Genomic DNA, 14658 nt, shown 5'->3' with positions numbered 1-14658 from the left:
GGATTAAGTCGTTTGTGGCACAAACGACTTAATCCCCTCCGTCCCCTTTTTGCTTTACGGGCGCAGTTCGACGCCGATGGCGTCGGCGGCATCTCGCGCGATGGCGCGCGCCTCGTCGATGGTTTCCGCGCGCGCCAGGGTGACACCGACGCGGCGATGGCCATGCACGCTCGGCTTGCCGAACAGGCGTACGGCAGTATCCGGCACCTGCAATGCAGCGGCGACGTTGTTGAAGTACGGCACGCCCTCGCCGTGTGCCAACAGCGCGCACGACGCCGACGGGCCGCTCTGGCGGATCACCGGGATCGGCAGGCCGAGGATGGCGCGCGCATGCAGCGCGAACTCGCTCAACTCCTGCGATACCAGCGTCACCAGGCCGGTGTCGTGCGGGCGCGGCGACACTTCGCTGAACCACACTTCGTCGCCCTTCACGAACAGCTCCACGCCGAACAGGCCCCAGCCGCCGAGGTCATCGGTGATCGCGCGCGAAATCTCTTCGGCACGCGCCAGTGCCGCGCTCGACATCGGCTGCGGCTGCCAGCTTTCGCGGTAGTCGCCATCCTTCTGCAGATGGCCGATCGGCGCACAGAACGAGGTGCCACCGGCATGGCGCACGGTCAGCAGGGTGATCTCGTAATCGAAATCGATGAAGCCTTCGACGATGCAGCGACCGGCACCGGCGCGGCCACCGGTCTGCGCGTAGTCCCAGGCCGGGGCGATGTCCGCCTCGCTGCGCAGGGTGCTCTGGCCCTTGCCCGAGGACGACATCACCGGCTTGACAACGCACGGCAGGCCGATGGCGGCGACGGCAGCACGGTATTCGGCCTCGGTATCGACGAAGCGGTACGGCGAGGTCGGCAGGCCCAGGGTTTCGGCGGCCAGGCGACGGATGCCTTCGCGATCCATGGTCAGGCGTGCGGCGCGCGCGGTCGGGATCACCCGCAGGCCCTGCTCCTGTTCCAGCTGGACCAGGGTCTCGGTGTGGATGGCCTCGATTTCCGGCACCACCAGGTGCGGCTGCTCCTGGGCGATCAGCGCCCGCAGCGCCATCGCATCGAGCATGTCGATCACGTGCGAGCGGTGCGCGACCTGCATGGCCGGGGCGTCGGCATAGCGATCGGCGGCGATCACCTCCACGCCCAGCCGCTGCAGCTCGATGGCCACCTCCTTGCCGAGTTCGCCCGAGCCCAGCAGCAGCACGCGGGTGGCGGAGGGGGACAACGGCGTTCCAAGCTTGGCCATGGCGGTTCCAGCAGCGATGTGAAGGCGGGAGGGCATTCTAGCTGGCCGGGCACCCTGACCATGGCATCCGACGAACGGTAGTGGACAGGTGATATCACTTTGATATCTTCAATTTGAACCCTCAAGGACGTACCGCCATGAAAGAGAAGTCGCTGTCTTCCCTCAACGGCCTCGGCACGCTGGTCGGCGCCCTGCTCGTCGGCCTCGCCGGCGCCGCCCTGTTCGTGGTGGGCGTGGCAGCCAAGGCCAGCACCGGCTCGCCCAGCCTGCTGCTGATGCTGCTGGGCGCCCTGCTGGTGGCGCTGGGCGTGTTCATCCTGGCCGGTCTGTACACCATCCAGCCCAACCAGGCGGCGGTCCTTAGCCTGTTCGGCAAGTACGTGGGCACGGTGAAGGACAACGGCCTGCGCTGGAACAACCCCTTCTTTGCCAAGCGCCGGGTCAGCCAGCGCGTGCGCAACTTCGAGAGCGGCAAGCTGAAGGTCAACGAGCTGGACGGCAGCCCGATCGAGATCGCCGCGGTGATCGTCTGGCAGGTGGTCGACGCCTCCGAGGCCGTCTACAACGTGGACGACTACGAGAGCTTCGTACACATCCAGTCCGAATCTGCGCTGCGTGCGATGGCCACCAGCTATCCCTACGACCAGCACGAAGACGGCCAGCTGGCCCTGCGCAGCCATGCCAGCGAGATCTCCCAGCACCTGAAGAACGAGCTGGCCGAACGCCTGGCCGACGCCGGCGTGCAGGTGATCGACGCACGCATCAGCCACTTGGCCTACGCCGCCGAAATCGCCCAGGCGATGCTGCAGCGTCAGCAGGCCAACGCGGTGATCGCCGCACGCACGCGCATCGTGGCCGGTGCGGTGGGCATGGTTGAAATGGCCCTGGCCGAACTGCAGAAGAACGGCGTGGTGCAGCTGGATGAAGAACGCAAGGCGCACATGGTCAGCAACCTGCTGACCGTGCTGTGCTCGGACCGCGGTACCCAGCCGATCGTCAACGCCGGTTCGCTGTACTGAACCACCCTCGCAACGGGGTGCCCCACCACCCCGCCAGGAGCTTGCATGAGTGAGAAGAAAGCCTACCCGCTGCGCATCAATGCCGACGTCCTGGCCGCCGCGCAACGCTGGGCTGACGACGAGCTGCGCAGCCTCAACGCACAGATCGAATACGTGCTGCGCGACGCCCTGCGCAAGGCAGGACGCCTGCCGAAACCCACGCCATCTTCGGGGGACAAGGAATGAGCAAGCGCTGGAGCTACCAGACGATCGAGGTCAAGACGTCCATGATGGGCCAGCTCAAGGCCGAGGACATCCAGAGCGAACTGAGCCGCCAGGGCCAACTGGGCTGGGAGCTGGTCAACATCATCATCCCCGCACCGATGCGCCCGGCGATGCTGGTATTCAAGAAGGAGGCCTGAGCCATGGGTGCCAGCGATCCAAAGCAGTACGAGGTGGCCGAGAGTTCGCCGTTGCGCGTGCTGTGGATCGTGCTGCCCCTGCTCGCCGCCTTCGTGGCCTGCCTGTATGCGCAGCTGTACAAGGCACCGGCCACGGCGCCCTGGATCGAAGTAACGCTGTCGCCGCCCTGGTTCCGGATGGGCGGCAGTGCCGCCTGGAGCCTGCTGGTGATCGCCGCGCTCGGTATCGGGTTGGGCGCGGCGTTCTTCCGCCGCCGGGTGGAACTGGCCGACGACGTGCTGGACGTGCGCTCGACGATGTACCGCCGCCGCGTTCCGGTGGCACAGCTGCGGCTGGACCAGGCCGAGGTGGTCGACCTGCAGCGTGACCGCCGCTATGGCATTCGTTTCAAGACCAATGGCTATGCGATGCCGGGCTTCTATTCCGGCCACTTCCGCCTGCAGGGCGGCGGCAAGGGGTTCGCGCTGGTCACCGACCGCACGCGCGTTCTCGCCCTGCCGGTCAGCGATGGCAGCACGCTGCTGCTCAGCCTGGAGCGGCCGCAGGTGCTGCTGGACGCACTGCGCAAGGTGGCCGCACCGGCGCCTCGGCGGTAAGCTGCGGCGATGCAACGACGCGCCCCCCTGCTGATCAATACCGAGGCCATCGAGCTGTGGCCCGCCCACCTGCTGCGCGCACGAAGCAACCTGGATGCCCGCCTGCTGTCGCAGGCACAGTGGGTGCTGCGACGCAAGCGCGATGGCCGCTATCTGGCGGCGGTAACGACGCATGGCGTGCATTCGCTGGTGCCACGCCTGCCGCGCGAGCCCGGGGCCGAGGACGCACTGGCGCTGCTCGATGCAGCGGCGGCACGTCCGTTCGGCGCTGCGCTGCAGGAACAGTGGCTGCCGCTGGCCGGGCTGCAGCAACGCCTGCAGCAACTGGGCCTGGATGCACAGCGCTATGCCGACGACAGCGGCCTTCCGCTGGAGCCCGAACCGTGCCTGCTGCATTTTGCCGGCCGCGACCGCTTCGGCCGGCCGCTATGGCTGCGCCGTAGCGCCGCGCAGGGCTGGCGACGGATGCGACTGCAGGCGGCACGGGATGGCATTGCGCTGGACGCGATCTCCGGCTTCCGCAGCCATGCCTACCAGCTGGGCATCTTCGAGCGGAAGCTGGCACGTGGGTTGAGCGTGACGGAGATCCTGAAGGTCAATGCAGCGCCGGGGTTCAGCGAACACCACAGCGGCCATGCGCTGGACATCGGCACACCGGGCGATGCCCCGGCCGAGGAATCATTTGAAGCCACCGACGCGTTCGCCTGGCTGCAGGTGCATGCGGGCGGGCATGGCTTCCATCTGAGCTACCCACGCGACAACCCGCACGGCATCGTCTACGAACCCTGGCACTGGTGCTGGAGGCCGGCCAACGGCTGAGCCCCTCGTGGCGCCCGCACGCGGAATGGAACGAGAGAGCGAAGCCAAAAGCGGGCCGCTTCGCTCGAAGCCGAGCATGGCTCGGCTCTACAGCAGCTGCCGCGCAACGCCCCCATGTAGTGCCGAGCCATGCTCGGCTGTACCCGGATTGCCGTCACCGCCTCAACGCATTGATCGCCAGCACCACCCAGCCGGCCATCATGCTGGTGCCACCGATCGGCGCCATCCGCGTCGGCCACTGCCACAGCGCCCCGCCCACCAGGCTGCCTGAAAACAACAGCACACCCAGCAGCAGCACGTACAGCGCCAGGTGTGCGATCGCCCCGTGCGCGCGCGGCCCGAGTGCCACCAGTACCGCACCATGCGCGAACGCGTACAGCGCCGCCATGTTCAGGTGCTGCTGCGCCAGCGGATCGGCCACGCCATGCGAGGCGTAGGCGGACAGGCCGATCGAGGCGGCGGCCAGCAGCGCCCCCAGGCAGGCGAGCAGGGACGGCTTACGTGCACGACGTTCGAGATTGAACATGGGGGCTCCTTGCGCAGCGCCCCTTGCCGGGCGCCGGATCAAAAAAAACGCGCCGCAATGAGCGGCGCGTTTTCGTGTCCAACACTACATGGGTCAGCCGGGGCTTACTTGACGGCCCAGTAGATGTCGTAGGTCGCTTCCGGAGTGAACGACTTGTCGATGCCGTCCTTCCAGGTTTCGTACGGGCGGTCGATGACTTCGTTGCCCGAAGTCACGGCCCAGGCACGCAGGCCGTTGCGGGCCACGTCCAGACCCGCCATGTGGCCAGTGTAGGCCGCATGCGCCGAACGGTGCGGAGCAACGTGCACGTACTTGACCGGAGCGCCGCCGTCGATCTTGACGGTCAGCTCGTCGGCAGCAGCACCTTCAGCACCCTTCTTCTTCACCGGCTGGGCGATGTCGAAGGCGTACTTCTCCTGGCCGAAGTCGGTGGTGATGATGCGGAACGGGCCGGCGGCTTCAAGGCCATTGGCCTCCATCACGCGCTTGATCCACTCCTGGTTGTCCTTGATGGACTTGGTGATGGTGTCCTGACCGCGGTCCACGTTGCCGGCGTTGACCACCAGCAGGTTCTCGGCCGGCACTTCAACAATGGCCAGGTCGGTCAGCGGGGCTTCCGGCGTGCGGTAGTCCACGTTCGGCACGGTTGCGAGCATGTTGGCGATGCGCGACAGGCCCAGCTTGATGTCGTCGCCGATCTGGCGGCTGACATACAGGCCGGCGTAACGGCCGAACAGGTCGAAGCCGTACTTCACCGAGTAGTCCTGGGTGATCTTGACGTTGCGACCGCCCTTGCCGGTCGGCTCCAGGTTGAAGGTGGTGACCTTGTCGTGACCCTTGGTGGCGTCTTCGATGGCGATCACAACACGCTTGTTCTCTTCGGCTTCGGTGATCTTCCAGGAACCGGTGCCCAGCTCCTTGGAGGTGAAGTCGAGGGTGGCACCGGTACCGGAGGCCGGGCCGGACAGCTTCAGTTCAACGGCGGGATCGCGCAGTACCAGCGGGTTCCAGTCCTTGAAGCGGCGCAGGCTGCTGACCGTGTCGTACACGATCGTCATCTTGCGGTTGGTCTCGATGCTTTCGGTGATGTGACGCTCGCCCGGCAGACATACGCCAATGATGACGAACAGGCCAGCCACGATCCCCAAGGCGATCAGGAACTCGATAATACGGGTCATTCAGAGAGTCTCCGGGGCCGATCCCACGGCCGGGTTGATTGAAGCGAAGCGCCAATCCTAGCAGGCTTCGCGGGCATTGTTTATCGGGATTGGCGCACCGGTTTCCCTGCCGGCTGCGTATTTGTATGGACAAAGAATTCGAAGGGTAACGCATACCGCTACCCGGCAAGTAGGGGGCAACCTTGGCAGGAACCCGTAACTACGACCCAAGTCTTTGTACTTGAACGATTTTCTTCAGACCAGCTGGAGTTCGAACGCCTTCAGTACGGCACGCGTACGGTCGCGCACGCCCAGCTTGGACAGGATGTTGGACACGTGGTTCTTGATGGTGCCTTCGGCCACGCCCAGCGAATTGGCGATCTCCTTGTTGGAGAAGCCACTGGCCATCAGCCGCAGGATCTCGGTCTCGCGGTCGGTCAGCGGGTCCGGGCGGTCCAGGCTGACGAACTCGTTGCGCATGTGCTCCAGGCCGGACAGCAGGCGCTGGGTCACCGCCGGCTGCACCAGCGAACCGCCGTCGGCCACGGTACGGATGGCACCGACCAGCTGCGCCAGGGTGACATCCTTGAGCAGGTAGCCCTTGGCACCGGCCTTGAGCCCGGCCAGCACCAGCTGGTCATCGTCGAACGTGGTGAGGATGATGGTCGGCGGCAGCTGTTCCTGCCGCGACAGCACCTGCAGTGCCTCCAGACCGGACATCACCGGCATGCGCATGTCCATCAGCACCACGTCGGGGCGCACCTGCGGTATCAGCTCGACCGCCTGCCGGCCGTCGCCGGCCTCGGCCACCACCTCGATGCCGTCGTCGAGCGCCAGCAGGGAGCGGATTCCCTGCCGCACCAGGGTTTGGTCGTCGACCAGGCAGACGCGAATCATCAACGCACTCCTTCAGGAACCTTGGTAAGGGCCGCCACCAGCACCGTTGCCGGCACCGTCGCCCGCAGCCGGAAGCCTTCTCCGGGACGGGTTTCGATCTGCAGCTGGCCACCACATTGTTGCAGGCGCTCGCGCATGCCGCGCAAGCCATTGCCTACATTGACCATATCCGCGCCGACGCCGTCGTCGCGGGCCTCCACCACCACCCGGTCGGGGGCTTCACGGTACACCTTGATCCACAGGTGGCGGGCGCCGGCGTGGCGCACCGCGTTGGTAATGATCTCCTGGGTACAGCGCAGCAGCACGTGGGCCCGCTGCGGGTCTTCCACGTTCAACGGATCCTCGATCTCCAGCTGGATATCCAGCGAGGGCACGTTCTCGGTCAGCGGGCGCAGCGCCGCGGCCAGATCGATCGCGCCGGTCTCGCGCAGCTGGCTGACCACCTCGCGCACATTGCCCAGCAGCAGCTTGGCCAGCGCGTGCGAGCGCTTCACGTGGTCCAGCGCCTGGCCCTCGGCCAGGTGGCCGGCGACCTCCAGGTTCAGGGTCAGCGCAGTCAGCTGGTGGCCCAGCAGGTCGTGCAGCTCGCGCGAAATGCGGGTGCGCTCGTTGACCCGCGCGCTCTCGGCCAGCAGGGCGCGGGTGGCACGCAGCTCCGAATTGAGCCGGCGCTGCTCGTCGCGGGCCTCGGTCTGCTGCCGTGCAACCAGGCTGGTCACGAAGATGAACATGGAGAAGCCGCCGTACAGCAGCGACTGCATCACCGCTTCGAACAGCGGGAAGCGCAGCAGCAGGTAATAGACCGGCGCCACCGCCAGCTGGCTGACCAGCAGCCACAGCACCCCCAGCCGTACCGACAGCATCCACGGAATGACCCCGGCGGCCACCATCATCAGGATGCTGCCCAGGCCCGAACCGCTTAGGAAACTGACCCCCAGCGCCGAGACCGTCAGCAACAGCAGCAGGCCGCGGTCCAGCCAGCTGGTGTGGCTGTCGCTGCGCAGGATGCGGGTCAACCAGTAGTAGGCCGTGCCGAAGGACAGGTAGGCGACGAACAACAGGATCGCCCAGCCGCCCATGTCACCGCGGCTGTGCAGGTTCTCGAACTGCGAGTACGCCAGGGGCAGGCCGACCATGACCCAGGTGAACAGGCCGGCCAGGCGGAGGACGCGGGTATGGCTGAGGACTCCCAACATGCCAGCACTCTACGGGCCGCGCCTGCGCACCGCACCCCACGGAAGTCATGCCTGCCCGGTCGCCTGTTCATGCCGCAGCCCACCCCGGGCATGCAATAATCGTGCGCAGGGTCCCTTGATGGACCAACCGCGTTACCCCACGGAGTCACAATGTCGATTGTCATCCGCGACGTGCGCGAGCACGAGCTCGATTCCGTCCTGGCTTTGAACAACAACGCTGGCCTGGCCATCCTTCCCCTGGATGCGGCCCGCCTGCGCCTGTTCTATGAAACCGCTGAGTATTTCCGCGTCGCCGAGCGCGACGGCAACCTGGCCGGCTTCCTGATCGGCTTCGGCAGCGACAGCCAGCACGACAGCAGCAATTTCGCCTGGTTCAAGCAGCAGCTGGACACCCCGTTCTTCTATATCGACCGCATCGTGGTCGCCAGCCGCCGTCGTGGCGGTGGCGTCGGGCGTGCGTTCTACGCCGACGCGCAGAGCTTCGCCGAGCTGCGCTACCCGCAGATGACCTGCGAAGTCTTCCTCGACCATGGCGCCGATGCCGCCCTGCTCTTCCACGGCAGCTTCGGCTTCCGCGAGCTGGGCCAGAACACCATGCCGCAGGTCGATGTGCGCGCCAGCATGCTGGCCAAGGAACTGTGCAGCTACCCATGGGTCCAGGAGACCTACGGCGACAAGCTGCCGGATGTGGCATGGACACGCGCCCGGCAGCTGCCGGCGCAGGCACAGCGGCCGACGGGGACCTGAGCGTGGCGGTGAATTTCGATTACGAACAGGCCGGTGAACTGAAGATCGGCCAGGTGGGCATCGCGAACCTGCGCATCCGTACCCTTGATGTCGAACGTCTCGTGCAGGAAATGCGCGAGCGCGTGACCCGCGCCCCGAAGCTGTTCGGCCGCGCCGCGGTGATCCTCGACTTCGGCGGCCTGAGCCAGGTGCCGGACGTGGCCACCGCGCAGGCGCTGGTCGACGGCCTGCGCAGCGCCGGGGTGCTGCCGGTGGCGCTGGCCTACGGCACCAGCGCGGTCGACCTGCTCTCCCAGCAGCTCGGCCTGCCGCTGCTGGCCAAGTTCCGCGCGCAGTACGAGCGTGCCGAGGGCGAACCGGCCCCGCCGCCGCCCGCACCTGAACCGCGCCGGGCAGCCCGTGCCGAACCGAAGCCTGCCCCGGCGACGCCGGTGGCCAAGGTGGCCGACGCCGCTGCACCGCAGCCGGGCCGCATGCAGCTGGGCAACGTGCGTTCGGGCCAGCAGCTGTACGCGGAAAACTGCGACCTGACCGTGATGGCCACCGTCGGCGCCGGCGCCGAGGTCATCGCCGATGGCAGCATCCATATCTACGGCACCCTGCGTGGCCGCGCGCTGGCAGGGGCCCAGGGCAACACCGCGGCACGCATCTTCTGCCGTGATTTCCATGCGGAACTGGTGGCCATTGCCGGCCACTACAAGGTACTGGACGATGTTCCGGACAACCTGCGCGGCAAGGCCGTCCAGGTGTGGCTGGAACAGGACCAGATCAAGATCGCTGCGCTGGACTGACGCAGCACCAAACTCATGCAGAACCAGGAGAAGTCCTTTGGCTGAAATCATCGTAGTCACCTCCGGCAAGGGCGGCGTCGGCAAGACCACTTCCAGCGCGAGCCTGGCCTGCGGCCTGGCGCGGCGCGGCAAGAAGGTGGCGGTGATCGACTTCGACGTCGGCCTGCGCAACCTCGACCTGATCATGGGCTGCGAACGCCGCGTGGTGTACGACTTCGTCAACGTCGTGCACGGCGAAGCCACCCTCAAGCAGGCCCTGATCAAGGACAAGCGCTTCGACAACCTGTACGTGCTGGCGGCCTCGCAGACCCGCGACAAGGACGCACTGACCCAGGAAGGCGTGGGCAAGGTCCTGAAGGACCTGGCCGCCGACGGCTTCGACTACATCATCTGCGACTCCCCGGCCGGCATCGAGAAGGGCGCCTTCCTGGCGATGTACTTCGCCGACCGCGCGGTGGTGGTGGTGAACCCGGAAGTGTCGTCGGTGCGCGACTCCGACCGCATCATCGGCCTGCTCGATTCGAAGACCCACAAGGCCGAATCCGGCCAGGACGTGCCGGCCTTCCTGCTGCTGACGCGCTACACCCCGCTGCGCGTGGAAAGCGGCGAGATGCTGAGCATCGCCGACGTCGAGGAAGTCCTCGGCCTGAAGGCGATCGGCGTGATTCCGGAATCGGGCGACGTGCTCAACGCCTCCAACAAGGGCGAGCCGGTCATCCTGGATGTCGAATCCGCTGCCGGCCAGGCCTATGAAGACGCCGTCGCGCGCATCCTCGGCGAAGAACGCCCGATGCGCTTCACCAACGTCGAGAAGAAGGGCTTCTTCAGCAAGCTGTTCGGAGGGTAAGCATGGGCCTGTTTGATTTCCTCAAAGCGAAGAAGACCACCGCCGAAACCGCCAAGAACCGCCTGCAGATCATCATCGCGCAGGAACGCAGCCACCGTGGTGGCCCGGACTACCTGCCGCTGCTGCAGCGCGAGCTGCTGGAAGTGATCAAGAAGTACGTGAACATCGACGTCGATGCGGTGAAGGTCGACCTGGTGAAGGATGGCCAGCACGATGTGCTGGACATCTCCGTGGCGCTGCCGGAAGGCCCGGACAAACCCTGATCCCCTGCCCCGCCCGTGCCTGCATGGGCGGGGCTGCCTGACCCGCATGACCGATACGACAACCGCCGTGGACATCACCTGCGTGGGCGACATCGCCTTCGCCGATGCGCAGTGCCTGCTCGCCGCGCATGGCCTGCGGCTGCACCACGTGGCCGCCGGCGAGCCGATTCCCGGCAGCTACTGGGGCGAGCCCGAGGCGGGCATCATCGCCAGCAACGTCTACGTGCGCGATGACACGCCCGTGCACTCGATGCTGCATGAGGCCTGCCACCTGATCGTACTTCCGCCGGAGCGGCGGGCGCAGGTGCATACCGATGCCACCGACTCGGTGGCCGAGGAAGACGCGACCTGCTACCTGCAGATCGTGCTGGCCGGGCAGCTGCCCGGCGTCGGCAGCCAGCGGCTGATGGCCGACATGGATGCCTGGGGGTATACGTATCGGCTGGGATCTACGAAAGCGTGGTTCGAGCAGGACGCCGAAGACGCGAAGGCATGGTTGATCGAACGCGGGTTGCCGGTGGCGTGATTCACCGGGAACCGGGGTCAGATCCCTTTTGCGTCGCAAAAGGGATCTGACCCCATCACCCCGTCGCCGTATCAGCCCTGCCCGGCAAGCGCGCGCAGGGTGATGCCGACGATGTAGGCCAGGTAGGTGCCGGTGGCATAGCCCATCGTGCCCAGCAGCACGCCCACCGGCGCCAGGGCCGGATGGAACGCGGCCGCCACCACCGGCGCCGAGGCCGGGCCACCGATGTTCGACTGCGAACCGATGGCGAAATAGAAGAACGGCACCTTCAGCAGCTTGCCCAGGCACCACAGCAGCACGATGTGCACGGCGATCCAGATCAGGCCAAGCAGGAACAACCACGGGCGGTCCAGCAGCGCCAGCAGGTCCATCTGCATGCCGATGCAGGCGATCAGGAAGTACAGCAGCAACGAACCCAGCCGCGATGCACCCGCCCCTTCCAGGTTGCGTGCGCGGGTGAAACTCAGGCTCAGGCCCAGCGTGGTCGACAGCACCACCACCCACACGAACGGCGCGTCCAGGCTGAACTGCGACGCCCAGCTGACGTTGGCCTTGAACCAGGCCGCCAGCGGCGCACCGATCGCATGCGACAGGCCGACGCCGCCGAAGGCCACCGCCACGATCAGCATCAGGTCGGTCAGGCTGGGAATGCGTTCGTGCTCGGCCTGGAAGCGCGCGATGCGTTCCTTCAGTTCATCGATGGCCGAGGTATCAGCGCCACTGCGTGCATCGATCTTCGCTGCACGTCCTGCCAGGAAGATCAGCGCGGCCATCCACACGTAACCGACACCGACATCGACCACCGCGAACTGGCCAAAGGTGGTCGCGTTGACGTCGAACACTTCGCGCATCGCCAGCATGTTGGCACCACCACCGATCCAGCTGCCGGCCAGTGCCGCCATGCCGGCCCAGGTATCGCCGGCCACGGTGTCGGGATGGATCGCGCGCATCACCAGGAACGCCACCACCGCACCGAGCATGATGCTGGCCGAGGCGCCCAGGTACATCAGTACCAGCTTCGGGCCGAGCCGCAGGATGCCCTTGATATCCACTGCCAGGGTCAGCAGGATCAGCGCCGCCGGCAACAGGATGTCGCGCGCGATCGGGTTGTAGAGCTTGGTGTTCTGGCCGTCGATCAGGCCGACGGTGTTGTAGATGCCGGGAATCAGGTAGCACAGCAGCAGCGCTGGCACGAACGTATAGAAGCGCTTCCACAGGCCCTGCTCGCGCGAGGCGGTCCAGAACACGGCGCCAAGAGTGGCGGCGATCAAACCGAAGACGACGATGTCGTTCTGGATCAGGGCAGTCGAAGGCATGCAGGCGCTCTGGTAGAGCCGGCCGCTGGCCGGCTGCTGGTGGCGGCAGATCAGGAAGGTGTGCCGACCAACGGTCGGCACCCACCGGTAAAGCAGATGGTGAAACAGAAGCGCCGCCCCGGAGGGCGGCGCCGCAACCATCAGTTGCCGATGTGCTGCTTCAGCCAGGCATTGACGGTGTCATGCCACAGGATGCTGTTGTTCGGCTTCAGCACCCAGTGGTTTTCATCCGGGAAGTACAGGAACTTCGATTCGATGCCCTGGCGCTGGGCAGCGGTGAACGCGGCCAGGCCCTGCTCGACCGGGATGCGGAAGTCCTGCTGGCCGTGGATGACCAGGATCGGCTTCTTCCAGTCCGCCACGTGGTTGACCGGGTTGAACTTCTCGTAGTTCGCCGCCTTCTGGTACGGCGTACCGCCCTGCTCCCACTCGGTGAACCACAGTTCTTCGGTGGCGTAGCCCATCATGCGCTGGTCGAACACGCCGTCATGGTTGACCAGGCACTTGAACGGGCCGTTCCAGTTGCCGGCAATCCAGTTGACCATGAAGCCGCCGTAGCTGGCGCCCAGCGCACAGGCCTTGTCACCATTGAGGAAGGAATACTTCTTCAGCGCCGCATCCCAGCCCTTCTGCAGGTCTTCCAGCGGGCGGTCGCCCCAGTGCTGGCTGATCGCATCGGTGAACGCCTGGCCGTAGCCGGTGGAGCCGTGGAAGTCGATCATCACCACCGCATAGCCCTGGCCCGCGTAGGTCTGCGGATTCCAGCGGTAGCTCCAGCCATTGCCGAAGCTGCCCTGCGGGCCACCGTGGATCAGGAACGCGACCGGGTAGGACTTGCCTTCCTGGTAGTTGTGCGGCTTGACCACGTAGCCATGCACGGTGTCGTTGTTCCAGCCCTTGAACTCGAACTGCTCGTAGTCGCCGAAGCTGACGTCCTTCAGCACCTCACCAGCGGCCGGGGTCAGCGCGCGCAATTCGCCGATGGCCTCGCCCGCAGCCGGCAGCAGGCCGACCAGCACCTGGTCGTTGCTCTTCAGGCTGTTGCGGGTGATCGCCACGCTGTTGCCGGCCACATCGACCGAGGTCACGCTGCCGTCGCCGATCAGCTTGGTGGCCTTGCCGCTGGCCACGTCGATCTGGAACAGCGGGTGTTCGCCGAGGTCATCGGCCGTGGTGTAGATGCTGGCGCCGTCGGCGGACAGGGTGATGCCGCCAGCCGAACGATCCCACTGCGGGGCGATCTCTCGGGTCTTGCCACTGGCCAGGTCCATCGCCATCAGGCCGAAGCGGTCAGCCTCGAAGCCCGGGCGCTTCATCGCGCGGTAGAACAGGGTCTTGCCGTCGGCACTGAACACCGGGCCGGCATCCCAGGCCGGGTTGGAGGCGGTCAGGTTGACCGGCGCCTGCTTGCCCGCCGCGTCGAAGCGGTACAGGTCGAAGTTGGTCGACCACGGCTCCTGCTTGCCGGCCACGCGGATGCTGGCGACCACGCTGGCGCCATCCGGCGACCACGCGAAATCATCATTGCCGCCGAACGGCTTGGACGGGGCATCACCGTCGATGGTGGCGCTCAGCGCGGAAGCGCCCTTGACCGGACCGGCCTTGGCTGCCGGCAGCGGTGCCACGAACAGGGTGTTGCGGCGGCCATCGTTCCAGGTATCCCAGTGGCGCACGAACAGCGAATCGAAGACCTTTCCACTGGCCTTGGCGCCGGCGACGTCCTTGAGCTTCTTCTCGGTGCAGGTCAGGTCCGAGGCACAGGCCTGGAACACGCCGGCGCTGAACAGCACGCGGTCGTCCTGCGGCGACACGTGGTAGCTGTCCACGTCGACCGGGAAGTCGGTCAGCTGGCGCGGGGCGCCGCCGCTGACCGGCTGCGCGTACAACTGCTGGCTGCCGTTCCTGGCGCTGAGGAAATACACGGTCTGGCCATCGGCCGACAGCGAAGCGGAATTGACGTTCCAGCCGGCCGGGGTGATCTGCTTCGGCGGCGCTGCATCGCGGGTACGCAGGTTGCGCGCGAACAGCGCGGTGGAGGCCTTCAGGTTGGCATCCACGCTGCGCTTGGCGAACACCACGGTGCCGCCGTCAGCGGTCAGTACCGGTGCGGAGACGCGGTCCATGGCCACCATGTCGCGGACTTCCAGGCCACGGGCAGCGGCGACGCTGGGCAGGGCGGCCAGCAGGCTCAGTGGCAGCAGGGCATGACGCAGTTTCATCGGGGTCTCCGCAGGACGGCAAAAAACCGATGGTAGGCCCGTGCGGCCGGGGCTGCCAAGGCCATCGGTCATGGCTGCCGGTGGGGCGCGGCCCC

The 14658-nt window shown here is 66.4% G+C and carries 17 protein-coding genes; 10 read left to right on the top strand and 7 right to left on the bottom strand.

Features of this window, described 5'->3' with window-relative positions; all coding sequences use genetic code 11:
- Window positions 1-54: 54 nt before the first annotated feature.
- Complete coding sequence (gene purT / locus AC5P98_RS02020; RefSeq protein WP_014646362.1) at window positions 55-1242, bottom strand: formate-dependent phosphoribosylglycinamide formyltransferase; 1188 nt, start codon at window positions 1240-1242, stop codon at window positions 55-57.
- Between the two features lie 137 nt (window positions 1243-1379).
- Here purT and AC5P98_RS02015 point away from each other — a divergent pair, with 137 nt between their 5' ends.
- Genes AC5P98_RS02015 through AC5P98_RS01995 form a run of 5 tightly spaced genes read left to right on the top strand, consistent with a single transcriptional unit; the run spans window position 1380 to window position 4078 of the window.
- Window positions 1380-2261 carry an SPFH domain-containing protein gene (locus AC5P98_RS02015; protein WP_014646361.1) on the top strand — a complete coding sequence of 294 codons (882 nt, stop codon included), beginning with the start codon at window positions 1380-1382 and terminating at the stop codon, window positions 2259-2261.
- A gap of 45 nt (window positions 2262-2306) precedes the next feature.
- Window positions 2307-2486 carry a type II toxin-antitoxin system antitoxin gene (locus AC5P98_RS02010; protein ID WP_014646360.1) on the top strand — a complete coding sequence of 60 codons (180 nt, stop codon included), beginning with the start codon at window positions 2307-2309 and terminating at the stop codon, window positions 2484-2486.
- Window positions 2483-2662, top strand: a complete 180-nt coding sequence (locus AC5P98_RS02005; RefSeq protein WP_014646359.1) for a DUF4177 domain-containing protein — start codon at window positions 2483-2485, stop codon at window positions 2660-2662. Before AC5P98_RS02010 ends, AC5P98_RS02005 begins: the two co-directional genes overlap by 4 nt.
- 3 nt (window positions 2663-2665) lie before the next feature.
- Window positions 2666-3259, top strand: coding sequence for a PH domain-containing protein (locus AC5P98_RS02000; protein WP_014646358.1), 594 nt, complete (start codon window positions 2666-2668; stop codon window positions 3257-3259).
- Window positions 3260-3268: 9 nt separating this feature from the next.
- Window positions 3269-4078 carry a M15 family metallopeptidase gene (locus tag AC5P98_RS01995; RefSeq protein ID WP_049406427.1) on the top strand — a complete coding sequence of 270 codons (810 nt, stop codon included), beginning with the start codon at window positions 3269-3271 and terminating at the stop codon, window positions 4076-4078.
- A gap of 154 nt (window positions 4079-4232) precedes the next feature.
- On the opposite strand, the gene AC5P98_RS01990 is transcribed toward AC5P98_RS01995, so the two are convergent.
- From AC5P98_RS01990 to AC5P98_RS01975, 4 genes are all read right to left on the bottom strand, one after another.
- Window positions 4233-4604, bottom strand: coding sequence for a DUF423 domain-containing protein (locus AC5P98_RS01990; protein ID WP_014646356.1), 372 nt, complete (start codon window positions 4602-4604; stop codon window positions 4233-4235).
- A 104-nt stretch (window positions 4605-4708) separates the two neighbouring features.
- Window positions 4709-5782, bottom strand: coding sequence for a polyketide cyclase (locus tag AC5P98_RS01985; protein WP_049406424.1), 1074 nt, complete (start codon window positions 5780-5782; stop codon window positions 4709-4711).
- A gap of 234 nt (window positions 5783-6016) precedes the next feature.
- On the bottom strand, window positions 6017-6658 hold the full coding sequence (locus AC5P98_RS01980) for a response regulator (RefSeq protein ID WP_006424175.1): 642 nt from the start codon (window positions 6656-6658) through the stop codon (window positions 6017-6019).
- Complete coding sequence (locus AC5P98_RS01975; protein ID WP_032961359.1) at window positions 6658-7854, bottom strand: sensor histidine kinase; 1197 nt, start codon at window positions 7852-7854, stop codon at window positions 6658-6660. Before AC5P98_RS01975 ends, AC5P98_RS01980 begins: the two co-directional genes overlap by 1 nt.
- A gap of 150 nt (window positions 7855-8004) precedes the next feature.
- On the opposite strand from AC5P98_RS01975, the gene AC5P98_RS01970 reads away from it, so the two are divergent.
- Genes AC5P98_RS01970 through AC5P98_RS01950 form a run of 5 tightly spaced genes read left to right on the top strand, consistent with a single transcriptional unit; the run spans window position 8005 to window position 11028 of the window.
- On the top strand, window positions 8005-8601 hold the full coding sequence (locus AC5P98_RS01970; protein ID WP_014036357.1) for a GNAT family N-acetyltransferase: 597 nt from the start codon (window positions 8005-8007) through the stop codon (window positions 8599-8601).
- Complete coding sequence (gene minC, locus AC5P98_RS01965; protein WP_046429497.1) at window positions 8547-9392, top strand: septum site-determining protein MinC; 846 nt, start codon at window positions 8547-8549, stop codon at window positions 9390-9392. Before AC5P98_RS01970 ends, minC begins: the two co-directional genes overlap by 55 nt.
- A 37-nt stretch (window positions 9393-9429) precedes the next feature.
- Window positions 9430-10239, top strand: coding sequence for a septum site-determining protein MinD (minD, locus tag AC5P98_RS01960; protein WP_005415682.1), 810 nt, complete (start codon window positions 9430-9432; stop codon window positions 10237-10239).
- A 2-nt stretch (window positions 10240-10241) separates the two neighbouring features.
- Window positions 10242-10502, top strand: a complete 261-nt coding sequence (minE, locus tag AC5P98_RS01955; protein WP_005408532.1) for a cell division topological specificity factor MinE — start codon at window positions 10242-10244, stop codon at window positions 10500-10502.
- A gap of 46 nt (window positions 10503-10548) precedes the next feature.
- Complete coding sequence (locus AC5P98_RS01950; protein WP_014646351.1) at window positions 10549-11028, top strand: hypothetical protein; 480 nt, start codon at window positions 10549-10551, stop codon at window positions 11026-11028.
- Between the two features lie 71 nt (window positions 11029-11099).
- Here AC5P98_RS01950 and AC5P98_RS01945 read toward each other — a convergent pair whose 3' ends face one another.
- Window positions 11100-12344, bottom strand: coding sequence for a DUF819 family protein (locus AC5P98_RS01945; RefSeq protein WP_032961385.1), 1245 nt, complete (start codon window positions 12342-12344; stop codon window positions 11100-11102).
- 140 nt (window positions 12345-12484) lie between these two features.
- The gene (locus AC5P98_RS01940) at window positions 12485-14563 is read right to left on the bottom strand and encodes an alpha/beta hydrolase family protein (RefSeq protein ID WP_049406417.1); all 2079 of its coding nucleotides are present in this window, start codon (window positions 14561-14563) and stop codon (window positions 12485-12487) included.
- Between the last annotated feature and the right edge of the window lie 95 nt (window positions 14564-14658).

This window comes from Stenotrophomonas sp. YJH_SMC_135 (assembly GCF_059372355.1).
This window is presented reverse-complemented; position numbering and strand designations above follow the sequence as displayed.

Bases quoted from the DNA above. Each gene is read 5' to 3' on its own strand.
- AC5P98_RS01940 (WP_049406417.1), bottom strand. From the start codon at position 14,563: ATGAAACTGCGTCATGCCCTGCTGCCACTGAGCCTGCTGGCCGCCCTG.
- AC5P98_RS01970 (WP_014036357.1), top strand. From the start codon at position 8,005: ATGTCGATTGTCATCCGCGACGTGCGCGAGCACGAGCTCGATTCCGTC.
- minC (WP_046429497.1), top strand. From the start codon at position 8,547: ATGGACACGCGCCCGGCAGCTGCCGGCGCAGGCACAGCGGCCGACGGG.
- AC5P98_RS01975 (WP_032961359.1), bottom strand. From the start codon at position 7,854: ATGTTGGGAGTCCTCAGCCATACCCGCGTCCTCCGCCTGGCCGGCCTG.
- AC5P98_RS02000 (WP_014646358.1), top strand. From the start codon at position 2,666: ATGGGTGCCAGCGATCCAAAGCAGTACGAGGTGGCCGAGAGTTCGCCG.
- AC5P98_RS01985 (WP_049406424.1), bottom strand. From the start codon at position 5,782: ATGACCCGTATTATCGAGTTCCTGATCGCCTTGGGGATCGTGGCTGGC.
- AC5P98_RS02010 (WP_014646360.1), top strand. From the start codon at position 2,307: ATGAGTGAGAAGAAAGCCTACCCGCTGCGCATCAATGCCGACGTCCTG.
- minE (WP_005408532.1), top strand. From the start codon at position 10,242: ATGGGCCTGTTTGATTTCCTCAAAGCGAAGAAGACCACCGCCGAAACC.
- AC5P98_RS01980 (WP_006424175.1), bottom strand. From the start codon at position 6,658: ATGATTCGCGTCTGCCTGGTCGACGACCAAACCCTGGTGCGGCAGGGA.
- purT (WP_014646362.1), bottom strand. From the start codon at position 1,242: ATGGCCAAGCTTGGAACGCCGTTGTCCCCCTCCGCCACCCGCGTGCTG.
- AC5P98_RS01995 (WP_049406427.1), top strand. From the start codon at position 3,269: ATGCAACGACGCGCCCCCCTGCTGATCAATACCGAGGCCATCGAGCTG.
- AC5P98_RS01950 (WP_014646351.1), top strand. From the start codon at position 10,549: ATGACCGATACGACAACCGCCGTGGACATCACCTGCGTGGGCGACATC.
- AC5P98_RS01990 (WP_014646356.1), bottom strand. From the start codon at position 4,604: ATGTTCAATCTCGAACGTCGTGCACGTAAGCCGTCCCTGCTCGCCTGC.
- AC5P98_RS01945 (WP_032961385.1), bottom strand. From the start codon at position 12,344: ATGCCTTCGACTGCCCTGATCCAGAACGACATCGTCGTCTTCGGTTTG.
- AC5P98_RS02015 (WP_014646361.1), top strand. From the start codon at position 1,380: ATGAAAGAGAAGTCGCTGTCTTCCCTCAACGGCCTCGGCACGCTGGTC.
- AC5P98_RS02005 (WP_014646359.1), top strand. From the start codon at position 2,483: ATGAGCAAGCGCTGGAGCTACCAGACGATCGAGGTCAAGACGTCCATG.